Below are 18,119 nucleotides of genomic sequence, written 5' to 3'. Positions count from 1 at the left end.
TACAATACAAAATAACTTATATCTAAAAGGATACACAAATATTTGTGTTGAAGTGACAATATACTCGTCAAAACGGATATACGTAACCTTTTGTCGAAAAAAAAACACACTTAATCGATACGTTATGAAGTCAATTATACTTGTTAGGCATGGTAAATCATCTTGGGAATTTGATGTTATAGATCATGATAGGCCATTAAAACAGAGGGGTGAGAGCGATTCTGAATTGGTTGCAAAAGCCTTAAAACTAAAAGATTGCACACCTGATGTTTGGTTGTCTAGTCCAGCAAAAAGAGCATTAAGTACATGTGAAATTTTTGAAAAAATCTTGAATTTTACTAAAAATCAAACAATTGTTGATGAAGAATTGTATGATTTTGATGGAGAAAGTGTAATTCGCTATATAAAAAGGTTATCAAATGAATTAAATGAGGTCATGATTTTTGGTCATAATCATTCTTTCACGTCAATTTCTAATATATTTGGAGATGTATTAATAGACAATCTTCCTACAAGTGGTTTAGTGAAAATTAATTTTGATATTGAAGATTGGAAAGATTTAAAAAAGGGGGCTACAGAATTTATTATAATTCCAAAGGATTTAAAATAATGACAAAAGATAAAAATATTTATATTAATAGAGAGTTAAGTTGGTTAAAATTTAATGAACGTGTTTTACAAGAAGCAGCAGATAAAGATGTGCCGCTTATTGAGCGTTTACGTTTTTTAGGTATTTTTTCTAATAATTTAGATGAATTTTTTAAGGTACGTTATGCGACTGTAAAACGTATTTATGAAGCGGGTAAAGGTGGTAAATCTGAATTAGGTGGTATCAGAGCAGGTGATCTTTTAGAAGAAATAACCCAAATTGTTATTGAGCAACAAACCTATAGTTTAGAGATTTTAGATGAGATTGATTTAGAACTTCAGAAAGAAAATATCTATGTTATAAATGAAACAGAAATAAGCGAGAGTCAACATGAATTTATCAAAAATTATTTCTACCAAGAGCTAAGTCCGGCTTTAGTTGTTATAATGTTAAATGAGGATATTGCTTTGCCAGAACTCATGGATATTTCAGCTTATTTAACAGTTAAAATGTCTAGAGAGGGTGTTAAAGATCAAGTTGCTTTAATTGAAATTTCATCAGCGATGGATCGTTTTGTCGTTTTGCCTAGTGATGGTGATGCTGACTATATTATTATGGTAGATGATATTCTAAGATATTGCTTAGACGATATTTTTAATATTTTTGAATACGATAGTATAAGTGCTCACATGATAAAGATTACAAGAGATGGTGAGCTCGATTTTGATAGTGATTTAAGTAAGAGTTTTATAGATAAGCTTTCAGAAAGTGTTAAAGATAGACAAAGCGGAGCTCCTGTACGTTTTATCTATGATATGAGTATTGACCAGCGCACTTTAGATTTTCTATTAAAGCACATGGCTATTGATGAAAAAGAAAGTATTATTCCTGGTGGACGCTATCATAATCGTAGAGATTACATGAGTTTTCCAAGTTTAGGTAGAACAGACTTGCTCTACGATAAAATTAAGCCACTTCCGGTAAAAGGGCTTAGTTTAGAAGAAAGTATATTTAAAACGATTGCGACTAAAGATTATATGGTTTATACGCCTTATCATACTTTTTCTTATATCGTTAAGTTTCTAAGAGAAGCTGCTTTAGATCCAAAAGTAAAAACGATAAAAATAACTATATATAGGTTAGCTCAGATATCGCATGTGGCCAGTTCTTTAATTAATGCTGCTAAAAATGGAAAAAAAGTAACTGTTTCTATTGAGCTTAGAGCACGTTTTGATGAAGAAGCAAATATTAATTATGCTGAGCAAATGCAAGATGAAGGTATAAAGATGCTTTTTGGTGTGCCAGGATTAAAGGTGCACAGTAAAATGTGTGTTATAGAGCGTGAGGAGAATGAAAAATTAGTGAGATATGGATTTATAAGTACCGGTAACTTTAACGAGTCTACAGCTAAAATCTATACAGACTTTACATTAATGACTTCAGATGCAAAGATTTTAAAAGATGTAAATAAAGTATTCAATTTCTTTGAGGTCAATTATATTGTTAATCGATATAAGCACATCATCGCATCACCTCATTATACAAAAACTAAGATATTTTCTTTAATAGATAAAGAAATAGAATGTGCTAAAAAAGGAAAACCAGCTTATATAAAACTAAAATTGAATAGCATTAGTAGCTATAAAATGATAGATAAATTATATGAAGCGAGTAGAGCAGGTGTAAAAATTCAGATGATAGTTAGAGGTATTTGTTGTTTAGTGCCAGGTGTAAAAGGCATGAGTGAAAATATCGAAATCATAAGTATTATCGATAAATTTTTAGAACATACTAGATTGTATATCTTTTCTAATCATAATGACCCTAAAATTTATATTTCTTCAGCAGATTGGATGACAAGAAATATTGATAATAGAGTAGAGGTTAGCTGTCCTATATACGATGAAGATATAAAGCAAGAACTTCTAGATTTATATAAAATTTGCTGGAATGATAATGTTAAAGCAAGAATAATTGACGAAACCCAAAATAATACTTATCTTAGAAACGACAACCCAAAAATAAGGGCTCAATTTGAAACATATAAGTATTATTTAAATAAATTAGAAGTGTAAGAGGATGTTGAAAATACAAAAATATGCAGCTATCGATATAGGTTCTAATGCTGTACGATTATTAATATCAAACATAATAGAACAAGGTGACGCCCCGGTAGTATTTAAGAAAAATTCATTAGTTCGTGTTCCTATTAGATTAGGAGCAGATGTATTTCTAAAAGGTGAAATATCAGAATATAACCAAGAAAGAATGTTAGATACCATGAAAGCGTTTAGTCTATTAATAAAATCACATGGTGTTGTGCGTTATAAAGCATGTGCAACTTCTGCAATGAGAGAAGCAAATAACAGTTCTCCATTAATTGAAAAAATATTAAAGACATCTGGTATTAGTATTGATGTTATTGAAGGAGAGGAAGAAGCTGCTATAATTGCTGCAACAGATTTGCAATCTTTTATAGACCCAGATAAAACGTATCTTTATGTAGATGTTGGTGGTGGTAGTACAGAATTTTCGGTGATACATAATGGAGATAAAAAAATATCTAGATCATTTAAAATAGGAACTGTAAGACTTTTAAATGATATTGTTAAAAATGAAACATGGCAAGAATTAGAAAGATGGATTAAAGGAAACACCGGTCAGTATGATAAAATAGAATTAATTGGTTCTGGTGGTAACATTAATAAAATCTTTAAAATTTCAGGAAAAGCGATAGGTAAACCATTGACCTATTTTTATTTAACGAGCTATTATAAAATGCTTCAAAATTATTCTTATGAAGAACGTATAACTGAGCTAAACTTAAATCAAGATAGAGCAGATGTTATTATTCCGGCGACAAGAATTTATTTGTCAGCCATGAAATGGAGTGGAGCAAAAGATATATATGTTCCAAAAATTGGACTTTCAGATGGGATAATAAAAAGTATGTATTTTGAAACAGTTTCTAGTGTTACAGTCTAATTTTTAGCACAAAACGTTCCATTTACCCGATTTTTTTAATTGTATATCTATTAATTAATTAAGAGGCTCATTATTTATATATATTAGTCCTCTCAAATTGAAAATTATGAAAAAATATTTTATTGCCTTGTTATTTGTGTCTGTGACTTCTTTCGGAATGTCTCAAGAGATTTTTTATGGAGTTAGAGGTGCTTTAAATGTGTCGAATCTAGATTTTGACCCTGATGCTAGTTTTGAAAACCAACACCGTAACGGTTTTGCTTTTGCTGGTTTTGTTGATTTTGGAATTACAGAAAATGTATCTTTATTAACAGAGTTACAATGGTCTGCAGAAGGAGGAAAGGATTCTGAATTAAGAGCAGATTATCTTAAGTTACCTATTCAATTAAGATTTTCACTTTCAGATAATCTTAAGGTTGGATTTGGTCCTCAGATAGCTTTAAAGACTTGGGAATATGAAGATAGTTTTTCTACATTCGTTTTTTCTGGTGTTGCCGGAGCAGAATATATGATTACTGATGAGTTATTCTTAGATGTTAGATATTATTACGGAATTACTAATATTTTAGATGAAGACTTAACGAGTGTTGAAGCTAAAAATCATGTTTTACAATTTGGTTTTGGTATCAAAATTTAAAACTCTACTAAACACTATAAAAAAAAAGCCTTAACTTTTAAAGTTAAGGCTTTTTTTATGTTGTAAAATGATAGACTATAATATTGGTTTTATCCATGTATAGTTTCCTTATTACCTAAATTTTTCATTATTTCAGCTTCAAAATCTAGTAAGTCCTCCCATTTTTGATCAACTTCAGCTCTATCACCGTATTTACGAGCAAAATTTAAAAACATTGTATAATGTCCGGCTTCGCTAATCATTAATTTTCTATAAAATTTAGCTAGTTTTTTGTCTTCTAATGCTTCCGATAGTAATCTGAAACGTTCGCAACTGCGAGCTTCTATTAATGCTGCATACAATAGTCTATGTACTAACTGGGTTGTTCTACTGCCTCCTTTAGGAAAGAATTGAATTAAAGCAATAACATAATCGTCTTTACGATCTCTACCAAGTGTCCAACCGTTTTCTAATATAAGATCATGCACCATTTTAAAATGGCTCATTTCTTCATTGACCAATTCTATCATTTCTTGTACGAGTTCTGTATATTCAGGGAAACCTACAATTAATGAAATAGCTGTACTCGCAGCTTTTTGCTCGCAATAGGCATGATCGATTAAAATATCTTCGATGTTTTTTTCAACAATATTAACCCATCTTGGATCCGTTGGTAATTTTAGTCCTAGCATAATCATTTTACTTCAATTTGAACAATATTTGACTTTCCTTTACTATTTATAAATAGAGTGTGAGAGGCCGACTTATCTGACTCAGGAATAGCATATAAAATATCTATAACTACCATGTTTTTATAAGTGGGATCATCATTAACCTGAATAAATTTTAAAATAGCTAATTTATCAAAATTATATAAATCTGATCCCTCAACTAAATTAGGGTTATAGTTAAAGGCTTTATTTACTTTTTCTTTATTAAAATTCTCTTGGTAAATTACCTTTTCATTTTTGGAGACGGTAATATCAAATTTGAAATTTCTGTAATATGTTTGGTAGTTAATAGTGTCTTTTATTTTAGAGAATAAAACGCTATTAGACATATCTGTATAGGTTTTGATTTTTACGCGGTAACCGTTGCTTATTAAGGTATCTACTTCGTGTTCAAAATAAGTATCAGGGATAAAGACGTTAGTTTCTAGATTAACGGTTTTTTTAAATTCTTTTACACTTTCAGATAAAGCTTGAGATTTAGATTTTCTGTTTTCACAACTTGTAAAACCAATAACTATAATTATTAAGAAGATTAAATAGTTTTTCATAGTATTAAATGTCTAACCCAAATGTCTGTCTCAATACCTCAATATTTGGATTTTTTTCTTTTAATTTTTCATACTTTTCCTGAGGTGTGTAAGCGAATTTTTTTGCAATTTCCTCATTAACCGTAATGTCTAATTTAAGATCGTAATTAAGCAGTTTTTTCTTTATAAAAGACATTAAAGGAGATTCTGCTCGTTCTAATTCAATCTTATTTGTAGTATTAGAGTACGTTAAATGAATTGTAGTACCTTCTAATTTTGGATGATCCATTTGTAAAATGGATGCCATAATTTTTTCTCCTTTTTTATCTAATTGGTCCGTGTACTCTTTCCAAGCTGCTGATAAGGCTTCTTGTGTTACGGGTTCTTTGGGTAAGTTATCTTCATCAATAACCACATCCATTTGGCGTAGTTGATGTTCTTTTTTTTCTCTTATGCTTTTTAAAGAAAAACCTGAAGTACGTTTACTCGGGTGATCTAGTGATATTTTAGGTGTAGGAGTTGGTGTAGCAACCGTTTCTTTTTTTTTAGCTGAAACTACTGGTGTCGTTTTTGGAGACTCAGAATGTTTTACTTCTGTAGGTTTTGGTTTTGAAACAGAAATAGGTGTAATACCCTTTGCTCTAAAATACGAAGGTGGAATTATGAAATGCTTAGAATTTTTTTTTTCTCCATCAAAAGTGATAGAGGCAAGTTGCATAAGTGTTAACTCAACGAGTAAGCGTTGATTTTTACTGGTCTTATATTTGAGATCGCAGTCATTGGCGAGCCGTATACCTTCCATTAAAAACTCATGTGATGTTTTCTGAGATTGTTCCTGATATTTAAGACTGGTGTCTTCTCCAACTTCAAGTAAAGGAATCGTCACTGGGTTTTTGCAGACCATTAAGTCTCTAAAATGAGAAGCTAAACCAGCAATGTAATGATGCCCGTCAAATCCTTTAGAAAGAATAGTGTTGAATTGCACTAGTAATTCAGGAATCTTATTCTCTAAAATAAAATCCGTACTTGTAAAGTATGTTTCGTAATCTAATACGTTTAAGTTTTCTGTAACAGCTTGTCTGGTTAAATGTTTACCAGAGAAACTTACAACACGATCAAAAATAGATAAAGCATCACGCATGGCACCATCTGCTTTTTGAGCAATAATATGCAATGCATCATCTTCAGCTTCAATACCTTGTTCTTTTGCTATATATTTAAGATATTCTTTAGCGTCAGAAACCGTAATACGTTTAAAATCAAAAATCTGACAACGTGATAATATTGTTGGAATGATTTTATGCTTTTCAGTTGTTGCTAAAATAAAAATACAATGCTTTGGTGGCTCTTCTAATGTCTTTAAAAAAGCATTAAAAGCTGCTTGAGACAACATGTGTACCTCATCAATAATATAAACTTTATATTTTCCTACTTGTGGAGGAATACGAACTTGGTCGGTTAAGCTTCTAATATCATCTACAGAGTTATTAGAGGCGGCATCGAGTTCAAATATATTAAAAGCAAAATCTTCATCTTCACTTGTATTGCCATCACTATTTATCATTTTAGACAAAATACGAGCACATGTTGTTTTACCAACTCCTCTTGGTCCTGTAAATAATAAAGCTTGTGCTAAGTGATTGTTTTCAATAGCATTCAGTAAAGTATTAGTAATAGCTTGTTGGCCTACAACATCCTTAAAGGTTTGTGGTCTGTATTTACGAGCCGATACTACAAAGTGTTCCAATGCTTACTGAACTTATTTTACACCTTTCGGTGCTGTGAGATTAATTATTTTTGAATACTGAATTACAAATTTAAGAATAAGGAATTAAATGGTCTTTATAAGTCGTGAAATTTAATATGAGTTATTAACAATTTATGTATTTTTGCAGGCTAGTAGATCGCCTTATCGATTCTAAATTTATTTAGGGTAGGAAAGTCCGAACACCATAGTGCAATCATAGTGGCTAACAGCCATCCATCGAAAGGTGAGGAAAAGTGCAGCAGAAAGTATGTACAGGTAATGCTGTAGTGAAACCAGGTAAACTCTATGTGGTGCAATGTCATGTATACTAACGTTTGAGCGTACACGCGCGATTGTTAGAGGGTGGGCAGCTAAAGTTTGCTGGTAACAGTAAGCGTAGATAAATGATAAGGGCTTTTTTTTATTTTGAAATTTATTTCTTAAAAAGAAAAAGTACAGAATTCGGCTTATAGATTTACTTAAACAAACAAGCTTCATGTTTTTACATGAAGCTTTGTTTTTTATATGTTATAAAGGTTAAGATTTATATTCAAAAAAACTGAACATATTACCACCGTAACTTTTTGAATAAGCATAATTTTCTAAATGACTTATGTCGGTATGTTTAGAATGTTCTACAACTAATATACCCTCGTCTTCTAGTAATTCATTTTTGAACACTAATTCTGGAATCTTAGAAAAAGCTTCAACATCAAAATCATAAGGAGGATCTGCAAATATAATGGTATGCTTTAGTTTCGATTTTTCAAGAAACTTAAAGACATCACTTTTTATAGTGGTGATATTCATTTCAAAATCTTCTGCAGTTTCGTTAATAAATTTAATACAACCAAAATGAGCATCAACAGCTGTGACTGTTTCTGTACCTCTTGAAGCAAACTCGTAACTAATATTACCAGTACCAGAGAAAAGATCTAAAACAGAAATGTCATCAAAATAATATTGATTATTTAGAATATTAAATAAGGCTTCTTTCGCCATATCTGTAGTTGGTCTTACAGGTAATTTTTTAGGAGCCGATATACGTCTGCCTTTAAATAATCCAGAAATTATTCGCATTCAAAGGAATTTAAAATTAAAAAATATTGATATAAGTTGTTTTTGTCTATGCTGTCTGCTATTGAAAACGGATACTCTTTATTAATGAAGTTAACATATCTTACATAGTTATATAGTAAGTTATAAAGTTCATCTTCTAATTCTATATTACCAGATAATTCAATAGGTGTTGTCTCTGTATCTAGTTTTAATTGTTCAAAAACAAATAAGATATAATAAAGAAAATCTTCTTTACTATGATATTCAAAAACATTAAAGAGTTGAATTTTATTGTTTTCTACAACAAGTAATTCAACTGTAGTTTTATTAATGTTAATGAAAACTATCGGTGTTTCTTCAGCTTTTACATTTTGTAAAATAGAATCTATTAGTATGCTTGATGAATGTTTGTATTCAAATTCTCCAAAGGTGTCAAAAATATAATTATTGATATTTACGTAAGGTACATAAACATTTACGCTTTTATTAAAAGGAATTTCGTCTTCTGTAATAAAATCGTTTCGTAATATTTTTGAATTAAATTTTAAATAATCGGCTTTATGGCTAGCGTCGTATAATTCTTCAGGAACTAATGTAGATAATTCATTTTGATGTATAACATATACAGCATTGAAGTCGTCTGAAAAAACAATGTTACTACTTAGTTCTGTTTTTAAATGACAGAGAACCTCGTCTGGAGTCTGTTTTTGCTCAAACGGAATCATTTTGAGAAACTCAATAGTATTTTGAGTTTTGTTTAGTATACAAAAAGAAAGCCCATTCAAATTAATTTGAATGGACAGCTCTTTAATATTATTTATTTTCAAACTTATTCTTTATTTGTGTAACTTTTTGGCCAATTTCCTTTAGTGAATACTTCATCCATAGAACCTACTTTTAAAGAAGTTCCGTTAACACCATCTACAGATATTACTTGATTTTCTTTTTCTATTAAGTATGATTCTTGACCATCTAAGATAACCGATTTTTCTACACTTGCTTCAAAAACAGGGAATTCATCAATTTTACCTGCTTTTAATATAAATTTAGCACCTTCTTTACCTACACCAACATTCATCATTTTTTTGTAACGATCACTTCCTTTAAATAAAGAATCTTTAACAGAGTAGTAACTTAAAGTGTCAATAAGAGTAAGTGTCTTCATTGTTTCAACACCTCCAAATGCAGCAGTACGCTCTTCATCTAGTACTAAAGTATCACGTCTTTGTGTAATTGGAACTTTACCAGTTTCAACAAATTTAATTAAAGTATCAAAGTTATTAGTGTAAGTTCCTTTAACATCTTTATATGCTAATTCAGAATCTCTAATATCAATAAGACGATCAATAACTACAGCAAAACGCTTTTCTTTCAATTGGTTAAATGCAATTTCTCTGTAAACAGACATGTAGGTGATATAACCTAGAAAAATAATTAAACACCATAATAATATGTTTAATACGGGTTTTATTTTCTTAGGAACAAATTTGTCAATTAACCATACAATTCCTACGGTTAAAATTATAATAACTACAATTGCTATAATTACTTTCATACTAGTTTTATTTATTAGGTCTATCGCAAATCTACAATTTTTTTTTGGTGCTAAAAACTATCTAAAAAAAAAAAAATAATAATTTTGAACTTAATTGATTTTGAGCTTAAAAAATAGAGAATAATATTACCTTGCTATATATATTTATTCTCTATGATTTCTAATGCTTCAGCATTCTATTCGTTATTAAAATCTAAATTCCCATTTACGCCAACATCTAAGCAAGATATGGTGTTAATGCAATTGTCTCAGTTTATTTTTGATACTAATAAAAGCTCTATATATTTATTAAAAGGTTATGCCGGTACAGGTAAAACAAGTATAATTGGTACTGTGGTTTCTAATCTATGGCAAGCTAAAAAAAGTGCTGTATTATTAGCACCAACAGGTCGGGCTGCCAAGGTGATTTCTAACTATTCTAAGAAAGAGGCATTTACCATTCATAAAAAAATATATTTTCCTAAAAAAGATAAAGGTGGAGGTGTCAATTTTGTCATTCAACCTAATAAACATGTTAATACTATTTTTATTGTAGATGAAGCTTCAATGATTCCAGATACGCCTTCAGATTCACAATCATTTGATAGTAATTCGTTACTAGATGATTTAATGTCTTATGTATATTCTGGTCAAAACTGTAAATTACTTTTAATAGGTGATAAAGCACAGTTACCACCTGTAAAATCTGATTTAAGTCCTGCATTAGATGAAAATAAACTTAGTTTAAATTATAATAAGGATGTTATAGGTCTTGAGCTAGACGAAGTGGTAAGACAAGAGCAAGGTTCTGGTATTTTGAGTAATGCAACAGAATTAAGGGCTGTTTTAGATTCTAATTTCTACGAAAGTTTTAAATTTGACTTAAATGGTTTCACAGATAGTGTGCGTTTAATTGATGGTTACGAAATCATGGACGCCATTAATGATGCTTATAGTGAAGATGGTTACGAAGAAACCGCCATTATTGTTAGAAGTAACAAACGTGCAAATATGTACAACCAGCAAATTCGCCAGCGTATTTTATTTAATGAAACAGAGCTTTCTTCGGGCGATTATTTAATGGTTGTTAAGAACAACTATTTTTGGATTAAACCAAATACGGAAGCAGGGTTTATTGCCAATGGTGATATTATTGAAGTTCTTGAGATATTCAGTATCAAAGAATTATATGGGTTTCGATTTGCTGAAGTAAAAATAAGAATGGTAGATTACCCTAATATGAAACCTTTTGAAACCGTATTGATTTTAGATACTATTGAAGTTGAAAGTGCTTCATTAAGTTATGAGGAATCTAATAGGTTATATCAAGAAGTTTCAAAGGATTATGAAGATGAAACAAAATATAAACGCTTCTTAGGCGTAAAGAATAATAAGTTTTTTAATGCTTTACAGGTTAAGTTTTCATATGCTATAACCTGTCATAAATCACAAGGTGGGCAGTGGAATACCATTTTTGTAGAACAACCGTATTTACCAAATGGAATGGATAGAGATTATATTCGTTGGTTGTATACCGCAATTACAAGAGCAAAAGGAAAACTTTATTTAATTGGTTTTAAGGATGAAATGTTTGTAGAAAAAGAAGAGTATTAGAAACATCTCTTTTTGCATTTATGAGCTGATTATAAAAATAAGAAATCATGATAGAAACAATTTTAAGTATCTTTTTGGGTATCGGACTTTCGGCTTCAGTAGGTTTTAGAGTGTTTTTACCTTTATTTGCTTTGAGTTTAGCCGCCTATTTTAATATTTGGGAGTTAAATGAATCTTGGATGTGGATTGGTAGTACAACTGCTGTAATCATACTCGGAATTGCGACTATAGTAGAAATTGTGGCTTATTATATACCTGTAGTAGATAATTTATTAGATACCATTGCTATTCCCTTAGCTACAGTTGCGGGGACAGCAATTATGGTTTCTACAGTTGCAGATTTAAGTCCTGTAATAACTTGGGCTTTAGCTATTATTGCCGGTGGAGGAACTGCTGCTGCCGTAAAAAGTTCTGCAAGTGCTACACGATTGGGTTCTACCGTATCGACAGCTGGTTTTGGTAATCCTATTGTTTCAACCCTAGAAACAGGATCCTCCGTCGTAATGTCTATTGTGTCAATCTTTTTACCAATTTTAGCGATTATTTTAGTTGTCTTTTTATTTTATATCGTTCATAGACTCTATAAAAAGATACGGAGAAATTGAATGATATTAGCTTTAAAATCTTACTTTTGAAGTTGAATACTTTCATGACACAAATTACATAGATGAAAATTATATCCATGATTCCTGCACGTTATAGTGCGTCGCGTTTTCCAGGTAAATTAATGCAAAACTTAGCTGGAAAATCTGTTATCCTTAGAACTTATGAAGCTACCGTAGCCACTAAATTATTTAATGAAGTCTATGTCGTTACAGATAGTGATATTATTTATGATGAGATTGTAAATAACGGAGGGAAAGCTATTATGAGTAAAACAGAGCATGAGTCCGGCAGTGATAGAATAGCAGAAGCTGTAGCAGATGTAGATTGTGATATTGTAGTTAATGTACAAGGTGATGAACCTTTTACGGAAGGCGAAAGCTTAGCTAAAGTACTCGATGTTTTTAGAGACGATGAAAAGAAGGAAATTGATTTAGCTTCTTTAATGGTAGAAATAAAAGATTGGGACGAAATTAATAATCCTAACTCCGTAAAGGTAATTGTAGATCAAGAGAATTTTGCTTTATATTTTTCACGTAGTCCAATTCCATATCCTAGAGATAAAGAAGTAGGAGCACGTTATTTTAAACATAAAGGAATTTATGCTTTTAGAAAAGAAGCTTTATTAGATTTTACTGTTTTACCTATGAAGTTTCTTGAGGCTTCAGAAAAAATTGAATGTATACGTTATTTAGAATATGGTAAACGCATTAAAATGGTTGAAACCGAGATTCAAGGTGTAGAAATTGATACACCAGAAGATTTGGAAAAAGCAAAGCGTTTGTGGAAGTAGATTATAAAAACATAAAAGTTATAGGTTTCGATGCCGATGATACGCTTTGGGTTAATGAAACCTATTTTAGAGAAGCTGAAGAGGAAGTTGGTGCCCTGTTATCTCATTTTGAAACACCCAATAAAATAGATCAAGAACTTTTTAAAATTGAAATTAAAAACCTACCAACTTACGGTTACGGTGTAAAAGGTTTTATACTTTCTATGATTGAATTAGCTCTAGAATTATCTAATAATACGGTTTCTAACGACATTATTGGCAAAATTTTAGAGATAGGAAAAAGTATGATTAATAAGCCTATTGAATTACTTGAAGGTGTAGAAGAAGTTCTTATTGAGCTTTCTAAAGATTACAAGTTAATCGTGGTTACAAAAGGAGATTTATTAGATCAAGAACGAAAGTTAGAGAAATCTGGACTCTTAAAACATTTCCACCATATTGAGGTGTTAAGTGAAAAACACGATACCAATTACAGACAATTATTAAAACGTTTAGATATAGAACCCAAATCATTTTTAATGATAGGGAATTCATTAAAATCAGATGTTTTACCATTAGTAAAAGTAGGAGCACAGGCAATTCATATGCCGTTTCATACCACATGGCAACATGAAAAAGTTACAAAAAAAGAAGCTAATGGTTCAGAGTATACAACCGTTGAGAAGTTAACTGAAATTTTAGATTTATTTAATTAAGATTTGAAAATAATCAATAAGCATACCTGGAATAGACGTTCTCATTTTGAGTTTTTTAACACATTTGTAGATCCTTTTTTTAGTGTCAGTTTTAAGGTAGACGTAACTAAAGCTTATCAGTTTTCAAAGGTTAATAATGTGTCTTTTTTTGTTACATATTTACATGCAACCATGAAAGCTATAAACGAAGTTGAAAATTTTAGATATAGAATAAATGAGGCTAATGATATTGTTGTATTTGATACAATTCATGCGGCTCCAACAATATTAAGGCCTAATAAAACATTTGGATTTTCGTTTGTTAATTATGAAGAAGATATTTTTAAGTTTCAAGCTAATTTTTTAAAAGAGAAAGAAAGAGTATTTAATACAAATGGTTTGTTTTCAACCGTGAACTCTATGGATTGTGTGCACTGTTCATCTTTGCCATGGATAGATTTCACTGGACATAAAGAACCGTTTAAGGGAGATAAAGATTCCATACCTAAATTAGCCTTTAGTAAAATGAAAAATTTAAGCTCAAAAAAAGAAATACAAGTAGCTATCAGTGTTAACCATGCATTGGTAGATGGCTACCATGTTGGACTTTTTAATGAAAGGTTACAATTTCATTTAAATTGTCAATAAATAGAAACTAAGTTATTATTTTTGTTAAAGATATAAAGTAAATGAAATTCAAAAATTATCCAATGGTGTCCAGCGTTGTCTTTGGGCGAGGAAGTTTTAATCAACTTGATGAAATTCTAGCAACAAAACGAAAAGGACAAAATGCACCATTTATATTTTATGTTGATGATGTTTTTAAAGGCAATCATTGGCTAACTTCTAGAATAACACTATCCTATAAAGATAAAATAGTGTATGTGCCAACTTTACATGAGCCTTCTACAGATCAAATAGATCAATTGGTTGAAGATGTTATTTTAGAGCACAGTGAATTACCATCGGGAATTATTGGTATTGGTGGAGGTATTGTTTTAGATACTTCAAAAGCGGTGTCTTTAATGCTTACCAACAAGGGAGAATCTAAAGATTATCAAGGTTGGGATTTAATTAAGCAACCTTCAATATACCATGTTGGTATTCCTACACTATCAGGAACAGGAGCTGAAGTTTCTAGAACAACGATTTTAACAGGGCCTGTAAGGAAATTAGGGATAAATAGTGATTATACACCTTTTGATCAGGTTATTTTAGACCCAGAATTAACGAAAGATGTACCAAAAGATCAATGGTTTTTTACAGGGATGGACTGTTATATACATTGTATAGAGTCTTTAACCGGTACTTACTTAAATGCATTTAGTCAAAGTTATGGTGAAAAAGCATTAGAATTATGTAAAGAGATCTTTTTAGAAGATACGCTTAGTAAAGAAGAAGCACAAGATAAGTTAATGATGGCATCTTGGCACGGAGGTATGAGTATTGCTTACTCTCAAGTAGGTGTTGCACATGCAATGAGTTATGGTTTAGGTTACCTTTTAGGGATTAAGCACGGTGTAGGTAACTGTATTGTTTTTGATCATTTAGAAGATTATTACCCTGAAGGTGTTGCTATCTTTAAGCAGATGAAAGCCAAACATAATATTCAATTACCTCAAGGTATTTGTGCTGATTTAAGTCAAGATCAATTTGATAAAATGATTGATGTTGCTTTAAGTTTAGAGCCTCTTTGGGAAAATGCAATTGGAAAAAATTGGAAAACAATTATAACAAGACAAAAACTACTAGATCTGTATAAAAAGATGTAATTCTTAAAAAGTATTACCCTTAATTAGGGCTTAATAAATTAATTTAATACATAGTTCTAGATGCGCTGGTTAGCAAAATTTATATACTTCAAATTATTAGGGTGGAAAGTAGTAGGTAATACTAGCTTTTCAAAAGATACCGTAAAAAAATCTATTATAATTGCGGTGCCGCATACCAGTTGGCACGATTTCTATATTGGTGTACTACTTAGAAAAATAGCAGATGTTAAAACTAATTTTGTTGGTAAGAAAGAATTATTTGTTTGGCCTTTAGGCTATTATTTCAGAGCTGTTGGTGGACGATCACTAGATAGAACTTCTGGGCAGAATAAGGTAGATGCAATAGCGAAATTATTTGAGTCAACAGATGAGTTTAGACTAACATTAGCGCCAGAAGGAACAAGAAAAAAAGTTAAAGAGTGGAAAACAGGATTCTATTACATTGCTAAAAAAGCAAATGTGCCCATTATTATGTTTACTATGGATTTTAAGAATAAGCAAAATAAGATTTCAGAACCTTTTTATCCAACCGATGATATTGATGCGGATTTTAAAGCCATGAAAACCTTTTTTAAAGGTGTAGAAGGAAAAGTTAAGGAATATAGTTACGATTAATATAACGAGATTAAATATTAGCTTATTTTGAGCCAAACAATAAAAAGCTGTCTAATTAGACAGCTTTTTTCTTTACGATATAAGCATCTAAGGCAGAATTTGTCTGAACCTGAACTTTGTTTTTAAAGAATTTCATTCCTCCAAATAAAAGTCCCTTAATTCCCATAGCTTGTTTTGCCCATTTGTGTAAGTTAAATTCATCCGTATGCTTTATGATTAACCCATCTTTAAATTCAAATGAGGCATCAACTTTATTATGAACTTTTCGTCCTGTTTTGCTAAAAACGTATTTAGCTTCCCAGTGTGCAGAACCGTTATTTTCTGTAGTTTCTATTTTTGAAAATTCAATACTAAAGTTATCTCCATTTTGTGATCCACATAACATTAACCACATTGCTTTGGCACGTTCTCCTTCTAAAATACCAAAAGTAGGATCTTTAAATACTACATCGTCATGGTAGCAAGAAGCCATTGTTGGACCATCACAATTATTTAAAGCAGTATAAAATGTTTCTAAGATGTTTTTCATGAAATAATGATAATTAATTATAAAACCAGCTATTATAAATATACGTAGGTATAGTGTTGTTATTTCTAATTCTCTTATCGAATGGGATCTAATTGCTATGAAAAGGAAATGGTCGTCTAAATATAAGATGACCTTTTTTATTCAATAATAATTTTATTTCTAAAACCTATATCTGTACGTTCGTCAAATATAAAATCAAAATAACTAGCGCTTCTTTGTGCTCCAATAATAACTGTTGTAGCTCTACCAATTTCAAATCCAGATTTATTATATACTTTGGCAGTTACATTGTCTTTAAAATTTTCCTGAAAAATAAGATATAAAGTAAGTTTGTTTTTCTTGTTATTAGATTGGCTATCTATGCTATAAGTTCCGGTTTTTAAGCCTTTATTTTTTAGGCTTTCAGAGAGCTCAATTTTACAATCTAAAGTATTATCTACTCCTTTAGAAATACCATCAAAAAATTCTGTAGCAGTTTCTCCAACAACTTCTCCACCTCTGTTAATACCTTCTTTGGTTTTGTCAGCAAGGCGGTTACAAGAGAAAAAAATTAAGAGCAAAATAATTGATAGGTATGTTTTCAAAATTGCGTTTTTTATTTAAAAATGATTTTATCAGACTATTTATTTATTCGGTCCATTAGTTTCTGTATGTTAAAATACAAAAAAGCATTTGTTTTAGCATAGTAAAAGGAAATGAAGCAGACAACAGCAAGAAAAATTATGGCTCCTATAATAGCTTGTAAAGGATCTAATGTTCGCCCAATAATTGTGTTTAAGCCAAGTCCTGTAAAACTACCATAGATGATGATAAAGTGAATTACATAAATTGATAATGTCTTTTGACCAATTCGTAGAACTAGCGGTTGTTTAACATAGTTTTCAGCTAAATAAAATATAGAGAATATAACTAAGACATTTCCTAGCCTAATAAATAAATAATTGTAGATAGCAATTTCTGTAAATAAAGGGATATTAAAAATTGAATCAATAAGCAGAAATAAATCAGACGATAGATGAATTAAGAGGATGCCTACAATAAAAAAACTAGATACAATAGCTGTTTTAAATTTAGGATGTTCTACGTATTTATAAAATAAAGTTGAAATAAAGGCTCCAAAAGCAACATAGCCAAACCAAGGAATAATATTAAACACAGAACCATTTGCTTTAATAAAATAGTTTGAAATAAATAAAGGGACTCCAGGTAATTCTAAGGTTCTATAAAGCGGTTCTGTTATAAAAATAGAGAAGCCTAAAACAAACATTGTGATAGAGAATAGTAATGTTTTTTTCAAGACTAGCTTATAGATAAATACAATTAAAATTAAAGATAATCCAATACATTGTAAGACATCAACAACAAGGAAGTAATCGTTGAATATCCCTAAAAACCATTCAAAAATAGGAGCTCGTAATAAATAGCCTATGCCAATAAGCATCAAACCTCTACTTAGCCCTTTGTGAATGCGCTCTTTAATTTTTCCTTTTTGTTTCGCTTTAATTAATAAAAAAGAAAAGATAAGACCAGAAATAGTGAAAAAAGTAGGAGCTGTAATTCCTCTAAAATACTCCCAAATTCTATATGCTGTATAGCTATGATCTCTGTAGGTCGTTTCTAAAAGCGTATCTATGAAGTGACCTTGTAACATCATTAGGATAGCAAATGCTCTTACAGCATCAATAAAGTATAGTCGATTGGTACTCAAAAATTAGTTTTTGGAGTGTAAAG

Annotated in this window: 20 protein-coding genes and 1 other RNA gene; 12 read left to right on the top strand and 9 right to left on the bottom strand. The window is 30.5% G+C overall.

Translation table 11 applies throughout. The features are described 5' to 3' along the window. The first annotated feature begins 124 nt into the window (after positions 1–124). The 4 genes from H0I32_RS02090 to H0I32_RS02075 all read left to right on the top strand — a co-directional run bounded on the left by H0I32_RS02090 (position 125) and on the right by H0I32_RS02075 (position 4,211). The gene (locus tag H0I32_RS02090; protein WP_179313917.1) at positions 125–610 is read left to right on the top strand and encodes a SixA phosphatase family protein; all 486 of its coding nucleotides are present in this window, start codon (positions 125–127) and stop codon (positions 608–610) included. Beyond that, complete coding sequence (gene ppk1 / locus H0I32_RS02085) at positions 610–2,664, top strand: polyphosphate kinase 1 (RefSeq protein WP_173586966.1); 2,055 nt, start codon at positions 610–612, stop codon at positions 2,662–2,664. The genes H0I32_RS02090 and ppk1 overlap by 1 nt, the downstream gene beginning before the upstream one ends. Positions 2,665–2,668: 4 nt before the next feature. Next, the gene (locus H0I32_RS02080; protein WP_173586967.1) at positions 2,669–3,574 is read left to right on the top strand and encodes a Ppx/GppA phosphatase family protein; all 906 of its coding nucleotides are present in this window, start codon (positions 2,669–2,671) and stop codon (positions 3,572–3,574) included. 106 nt (positions 3,575–3,680) lie between these two features. Continuing rightward, complete coding sequence (locus H0I32_RS02075; protein ID WP_173586968.1) at positions 3,681–4,211, top strand: porin family protein; 531 nt, start codon at positions 3,681–3,683, stop codon at positions 4,209–4,211. Between the two features lie 89 nt (positions 4,212–4,300). On the opposite strand, the gene H0I32_RS02070 is transcribed toward H0I32_RS02075, so the two are convergent. Genes H0I32_RS02070 through dnaX form a run of 3 tightly spaced genes read right to left on the bottom strand, consistent with a single transcriptional unit; the run spans position 4,301 to position 7,195 of the window. Continuing rightward, positions 4,301–4,882, bottom strand: coding sequence for a tRNA-(ms[2]io[6]A)-hydroxylase (locus tag H0I32_RS02070; RefSeq protein ID WP_173586969.1), 582 nt, complete (start codon positions 4,880–4,882; stop codon positions 4,301–4,303). 2 nt (positions 4,883–4,884) lie between these two features. Next, the gene (locus H0I32_RS02065) at positions 4,885–5,469 is read right to left on the bottom strand and encodes a hypothetical protein (RefSeq protein WP_173586970.1); all 585 of its coding nucleotides are present in this window, start codon (positions 5,467–5,469) and stop codon (positions 4,885–4,887) included. Positions 5,470–5,473: 4 nt separating this feature from the next. Further along, positions 5,474–7,195, bottom strand: a complete 1,722-nt coding sequence (gene dnaX, locus H0I32_RS02060; protein WP_179313916.1) for a DNA polymerase III subunit gamma/tau — start codon at positions 7,193–7,195, stop codon at positions 5,474–5,476. Positions 7,196–7,344: 149 nt separating this feature from the next. On the opposite strand from dnaX, the gene rnpB reads away from it, so the two are divergent. Further along, positions 7,345–7,681: RNase P RNA component class A (gene rnpB / locus H0I32_RS02055), an RNA gene on the top strand. 51 nt (positions 7,682–7,732) lie between these two features. Here the strand turns inward: rnpB and H0I32_RS02050 are convergent. The 3 genes from H0I32_RS02050 to H0I32_RS02040 are packed head-to-tail and all read right to left on the bottom strand — an operon-like array spanning position 7,733 to position 9,809. Further along, the gene (locus H0I32_RS02050; RefSeq protein ID WP_173586972.1) at positions 7,733–8,275 is read right to left on the bottom strand and encodes an RsmD family RNA methyltransferase; all 543 of its coding nucleotides are present in this window, start codon (positions 8,273–8,275) and stop codon (positions 7,733–7,735) included. After that, positions 8,266–9,081, bottom strand: a complete 816-nt coding sequence (locus H0I32_RS02045) for a DUF3822 family protein (protein ID WP_179313915.1) — start codon at positions 9,079–9,081, stop codon at positions 8,266–8,268. The genes H0I32_RS02050 and H0I32_RS02045 overlap by 10 nt, the downstream gene beginning before the upstream one ends. A gap of 2 nt (positions 9,082–9,083) precedes the next feature. Then, a complete protein-coding gene (locus tag H0I32_RS02040) occupies positions 9,084–9,809 on the bottom strand; it encodes a hypothetical protein (protein ID WP_179313914.1) in 726 nt (241 codons plus the stop codon). 153 nt (positions 9,810–9,962) lie between these two features. On the opposite strand from H0I32_RS02040, the gene H0I32_RS02035 reads away from it, so the two are divergent. The 7 genes from H0I32_RS02035 (at position 9,963) to H0I32_RS02005 (ending at position 15,859) form a co-directional block, all read left to right on the top strand. Next, positions 9,963–11,402, top strand: coding sequence for an ATP-dependent RecD-like DNA helicase (locus tag H0I32_RS02035; protein ID WP_173586975.1), 1,440 nt, complete (start codon positions 9,963–9,965; stop codon positions 11,400–11,402). Between the two features lie 44 nt (positions 11,403–11,446). Continuing rightward, positions 11,447–12,007, top strand: coding sequence for a DUF4126 domain-containing protein (locus H0I32_RS02030; RefSeq protein ID WP_179314082.1), 561 nt, complete (start codon positions 11,447–11,449; stop codon positions 12,005–12,007). 62 nt (positions 12,008–12,069) lie between these two features. Beyond that, entirely contained in the window at positions 12,070–12,798 is a 729-nt protein-coding gene (gene kdsB, locus H0I32_RS02025) for a 3-deoxy-manno-octulosonate cytidylyltransferase (protein WP_179313913.1), read from the top strand. After that, positions 12,789–13,493 carry an HAD family hydrolase gene (locus tag H0I32_RS02020; RefSeq protein ID WP_179313912.1) on the top strand — a complete coding sequence of 235 codons (705 nt, stop codon included), beginning with the start codon at positions 12,789–12,791 and terminating at the stop codon, positions 13,491–13,493. Before kdsB ends, H0I32_RS02020 begins: the two co-directional genes overlap by 10 nt. Before the next feature lie 3 nt (positions 13,494–13,496). After that, positions 13,497–14,120: a CatA-like O-acetyltransferase gene (locus H0I32_RS02015; protein ID WP_179313911.1), complete on the top strand. Its 624-nt coding sequence runs from the start codon at positions 13,497–13,499 to the stop codon at positions 14,118–14,120. 41 nt (positions 14,121–14,161) lie between these two features. Beyond that, positions 14,162–15,244: an iron-containing alcohol dehydrogenase family protein gene (locus tag H0I32_RS02010; protein WP_179313910.1), complete on the top strand. Its 1,083-nt coding sequence runs from the start codon at positions 14,162–14,164 to the stop codon at positions 15,242–15,244. 60 nt (positions 15,245–15,304) lie between these two features. Then, positions 15,305–15,859 (top strand): 1-acyl-sn-glycerol-3-phosphate acyltransferase, encoded by a 555-nt coding sequence (locus tag H0I32_RS02005; protein WP_179313909.1) that lies wholly within the window; start codon positions 15,305–15,307, stop codon positions 15,857–15,859. A 55-nt stretch (positions 15,860–15,914) separates the two neighbouring features. Here the strand turns inward: H0I32_RS02005 and H0I32_RS02000 are convergent, their stop codons facing one another. From H0I32_RS02000 to H0I32_RS01990, 3 genes are all read right to left on the bottom strand, one after another. Continuing rightward, on the bottom strand, positions 15,915–16,388 hold the full coding sequence (locus tag H0I32_RS02000; protein ID WP_179313908.1) for a nuclear transport factor 2 family protein: 474 nt from the start codon (positions 16,386–16,388) through the stop codon (positions 15,915–15,917). Positions 16,389–16,525: 137 nt separating this feature from the next. Next, positions 16,526–16,972: a hypothetical protein gene (locus H0I32_RS01995; RefSeq protein ID WP_179313907.1), complete on the bottom strand. Its 447-nt coding sequence runs from the start codon at positions 16,970–16,972 to the stop codon at positions 16,526–16,528. Between the two features lie 35 nt (positions 16,973–17,007). Next, positions 17,008–18,096 (bottom strand): heparan-alpha-glucosaminide N-acetyltransferase domain-containing protein, encoded by a 1,089-nt coding sequence (locus H0I32_RS01990; RefSeq protein WP_179313906.1) that lies wholly within the window; start codon positions 18,094–18,096, stop codon positions 17,008–17,010. Between the last annotated feature and the right edge of the window lie 23 nt (positions 18,097–18,119).

The organism is Winogradskyella sp. HaHa_3_26, assembly GCF_019278425.1.
GTDB lineage: Bacteria > Bacteroidota > Bacteroidia > Flavobacteriales > Flavobacteriaceae > Winogradskyella > Winogradskyella undariae.
The sequence above is the reverse complement of the archived record's forward strand: the minus strand, read 5'-3'. Positions and strand labels throughout refer to the sequence as shown.

Excerpts from the sequence above, each read along its gene's own strand:
- H0I32_RS02000 (WP_179313908.1), bottom strand. The coding sequence starts at position 16,388 with ATGAAAAACATCTTAGAAACATTTTATACTGCTTTAAATAATTGTGAT.
- ppk1 (WP_173586966.1), top strand. The coding sequence starts at position 610 with ATGACAAAAGATAAAAATATTTATATTAATAGAGAGTTAAGTTGGTTA.
- H0I32_RS02040 (WP_179313914.1), bottom strand. The coding sequence starts at position 9,809 with ATGAAAGTAATTATAGCAATTGTAGTTATTATAATTTTAACCGTAGGA.
- H0I32_RS02035 (WP_173586975.1), top strand. The coding sequence starts at position 9,963 with ATGATTTCTAATGCTTCAGCATTCTATTCGTTATTAAAATCTAAATTC.
- H0I32_RS02075 (WP_173586968.1), top strand. The coding sequence starts at position 3,681 with ATGAAAAAATATTTTATTGCCTTGTTATTTGTGTCTGTGACTTCTTTC.
- H0I32_RS02065 (WP_173586970.1), bottom strand. The coding sequence starts at position 5,469 with ATGAAAAACTATTTAATCTTCTTAATAATTATAGTTATTGGTTTTACA.
- kdsB (WP_179313913.1), top strand. The coding sequence starts at position 12,070 with ATGAAAATTATATCCATGATTCCTGCACGTTATAGTGCGTCGCGTTTT.
- H0I32_RS02010 (WP_179313910.1), top strand. The coding sequence starts at position 14,162 with ATGAAATTCAAAAATTATCCAATGGTGTCCAGCGTTGTCTTTGGGCGA.
- H0I32_RS02005 (WP_179313909.1), top strand. The coding sequence starts at position 15,305 with ATGCGCTGGTTAGCAAAATTTATATACTTCAAATTATTAGGGTGGAAA.
- H0I32_RS02080 (WP_173586967.1), top strand. The coding sequence starts at position 2,669 with ATGTTGAAAATACAAAAATATGCAGCTATCGATATAGGTTCTAATGCT.
- H0I32_RS02070 (WP_173586969.1), bottom strand. The coding sequence starts at position 4,882 with ATGCTAGGACTAAAATTACCAACGGATCCAAGATGGGTTAATATTGTT.
- H0I32_RS02090 (WP_179313917.1), top strand. The coding sequence starts at position 125 with ATGAAGTCAATTATACTTGTTAGGCATGGTAAATCATCTTGGGAATTT.
- H0I32_RS02050 (WP_173586972.1), bottom strand. The coding sequence starts at position 8,275 with ATGCGAATAATTTCTGGATTATTTAAAGGCAGACGTATATCGGCTCCT.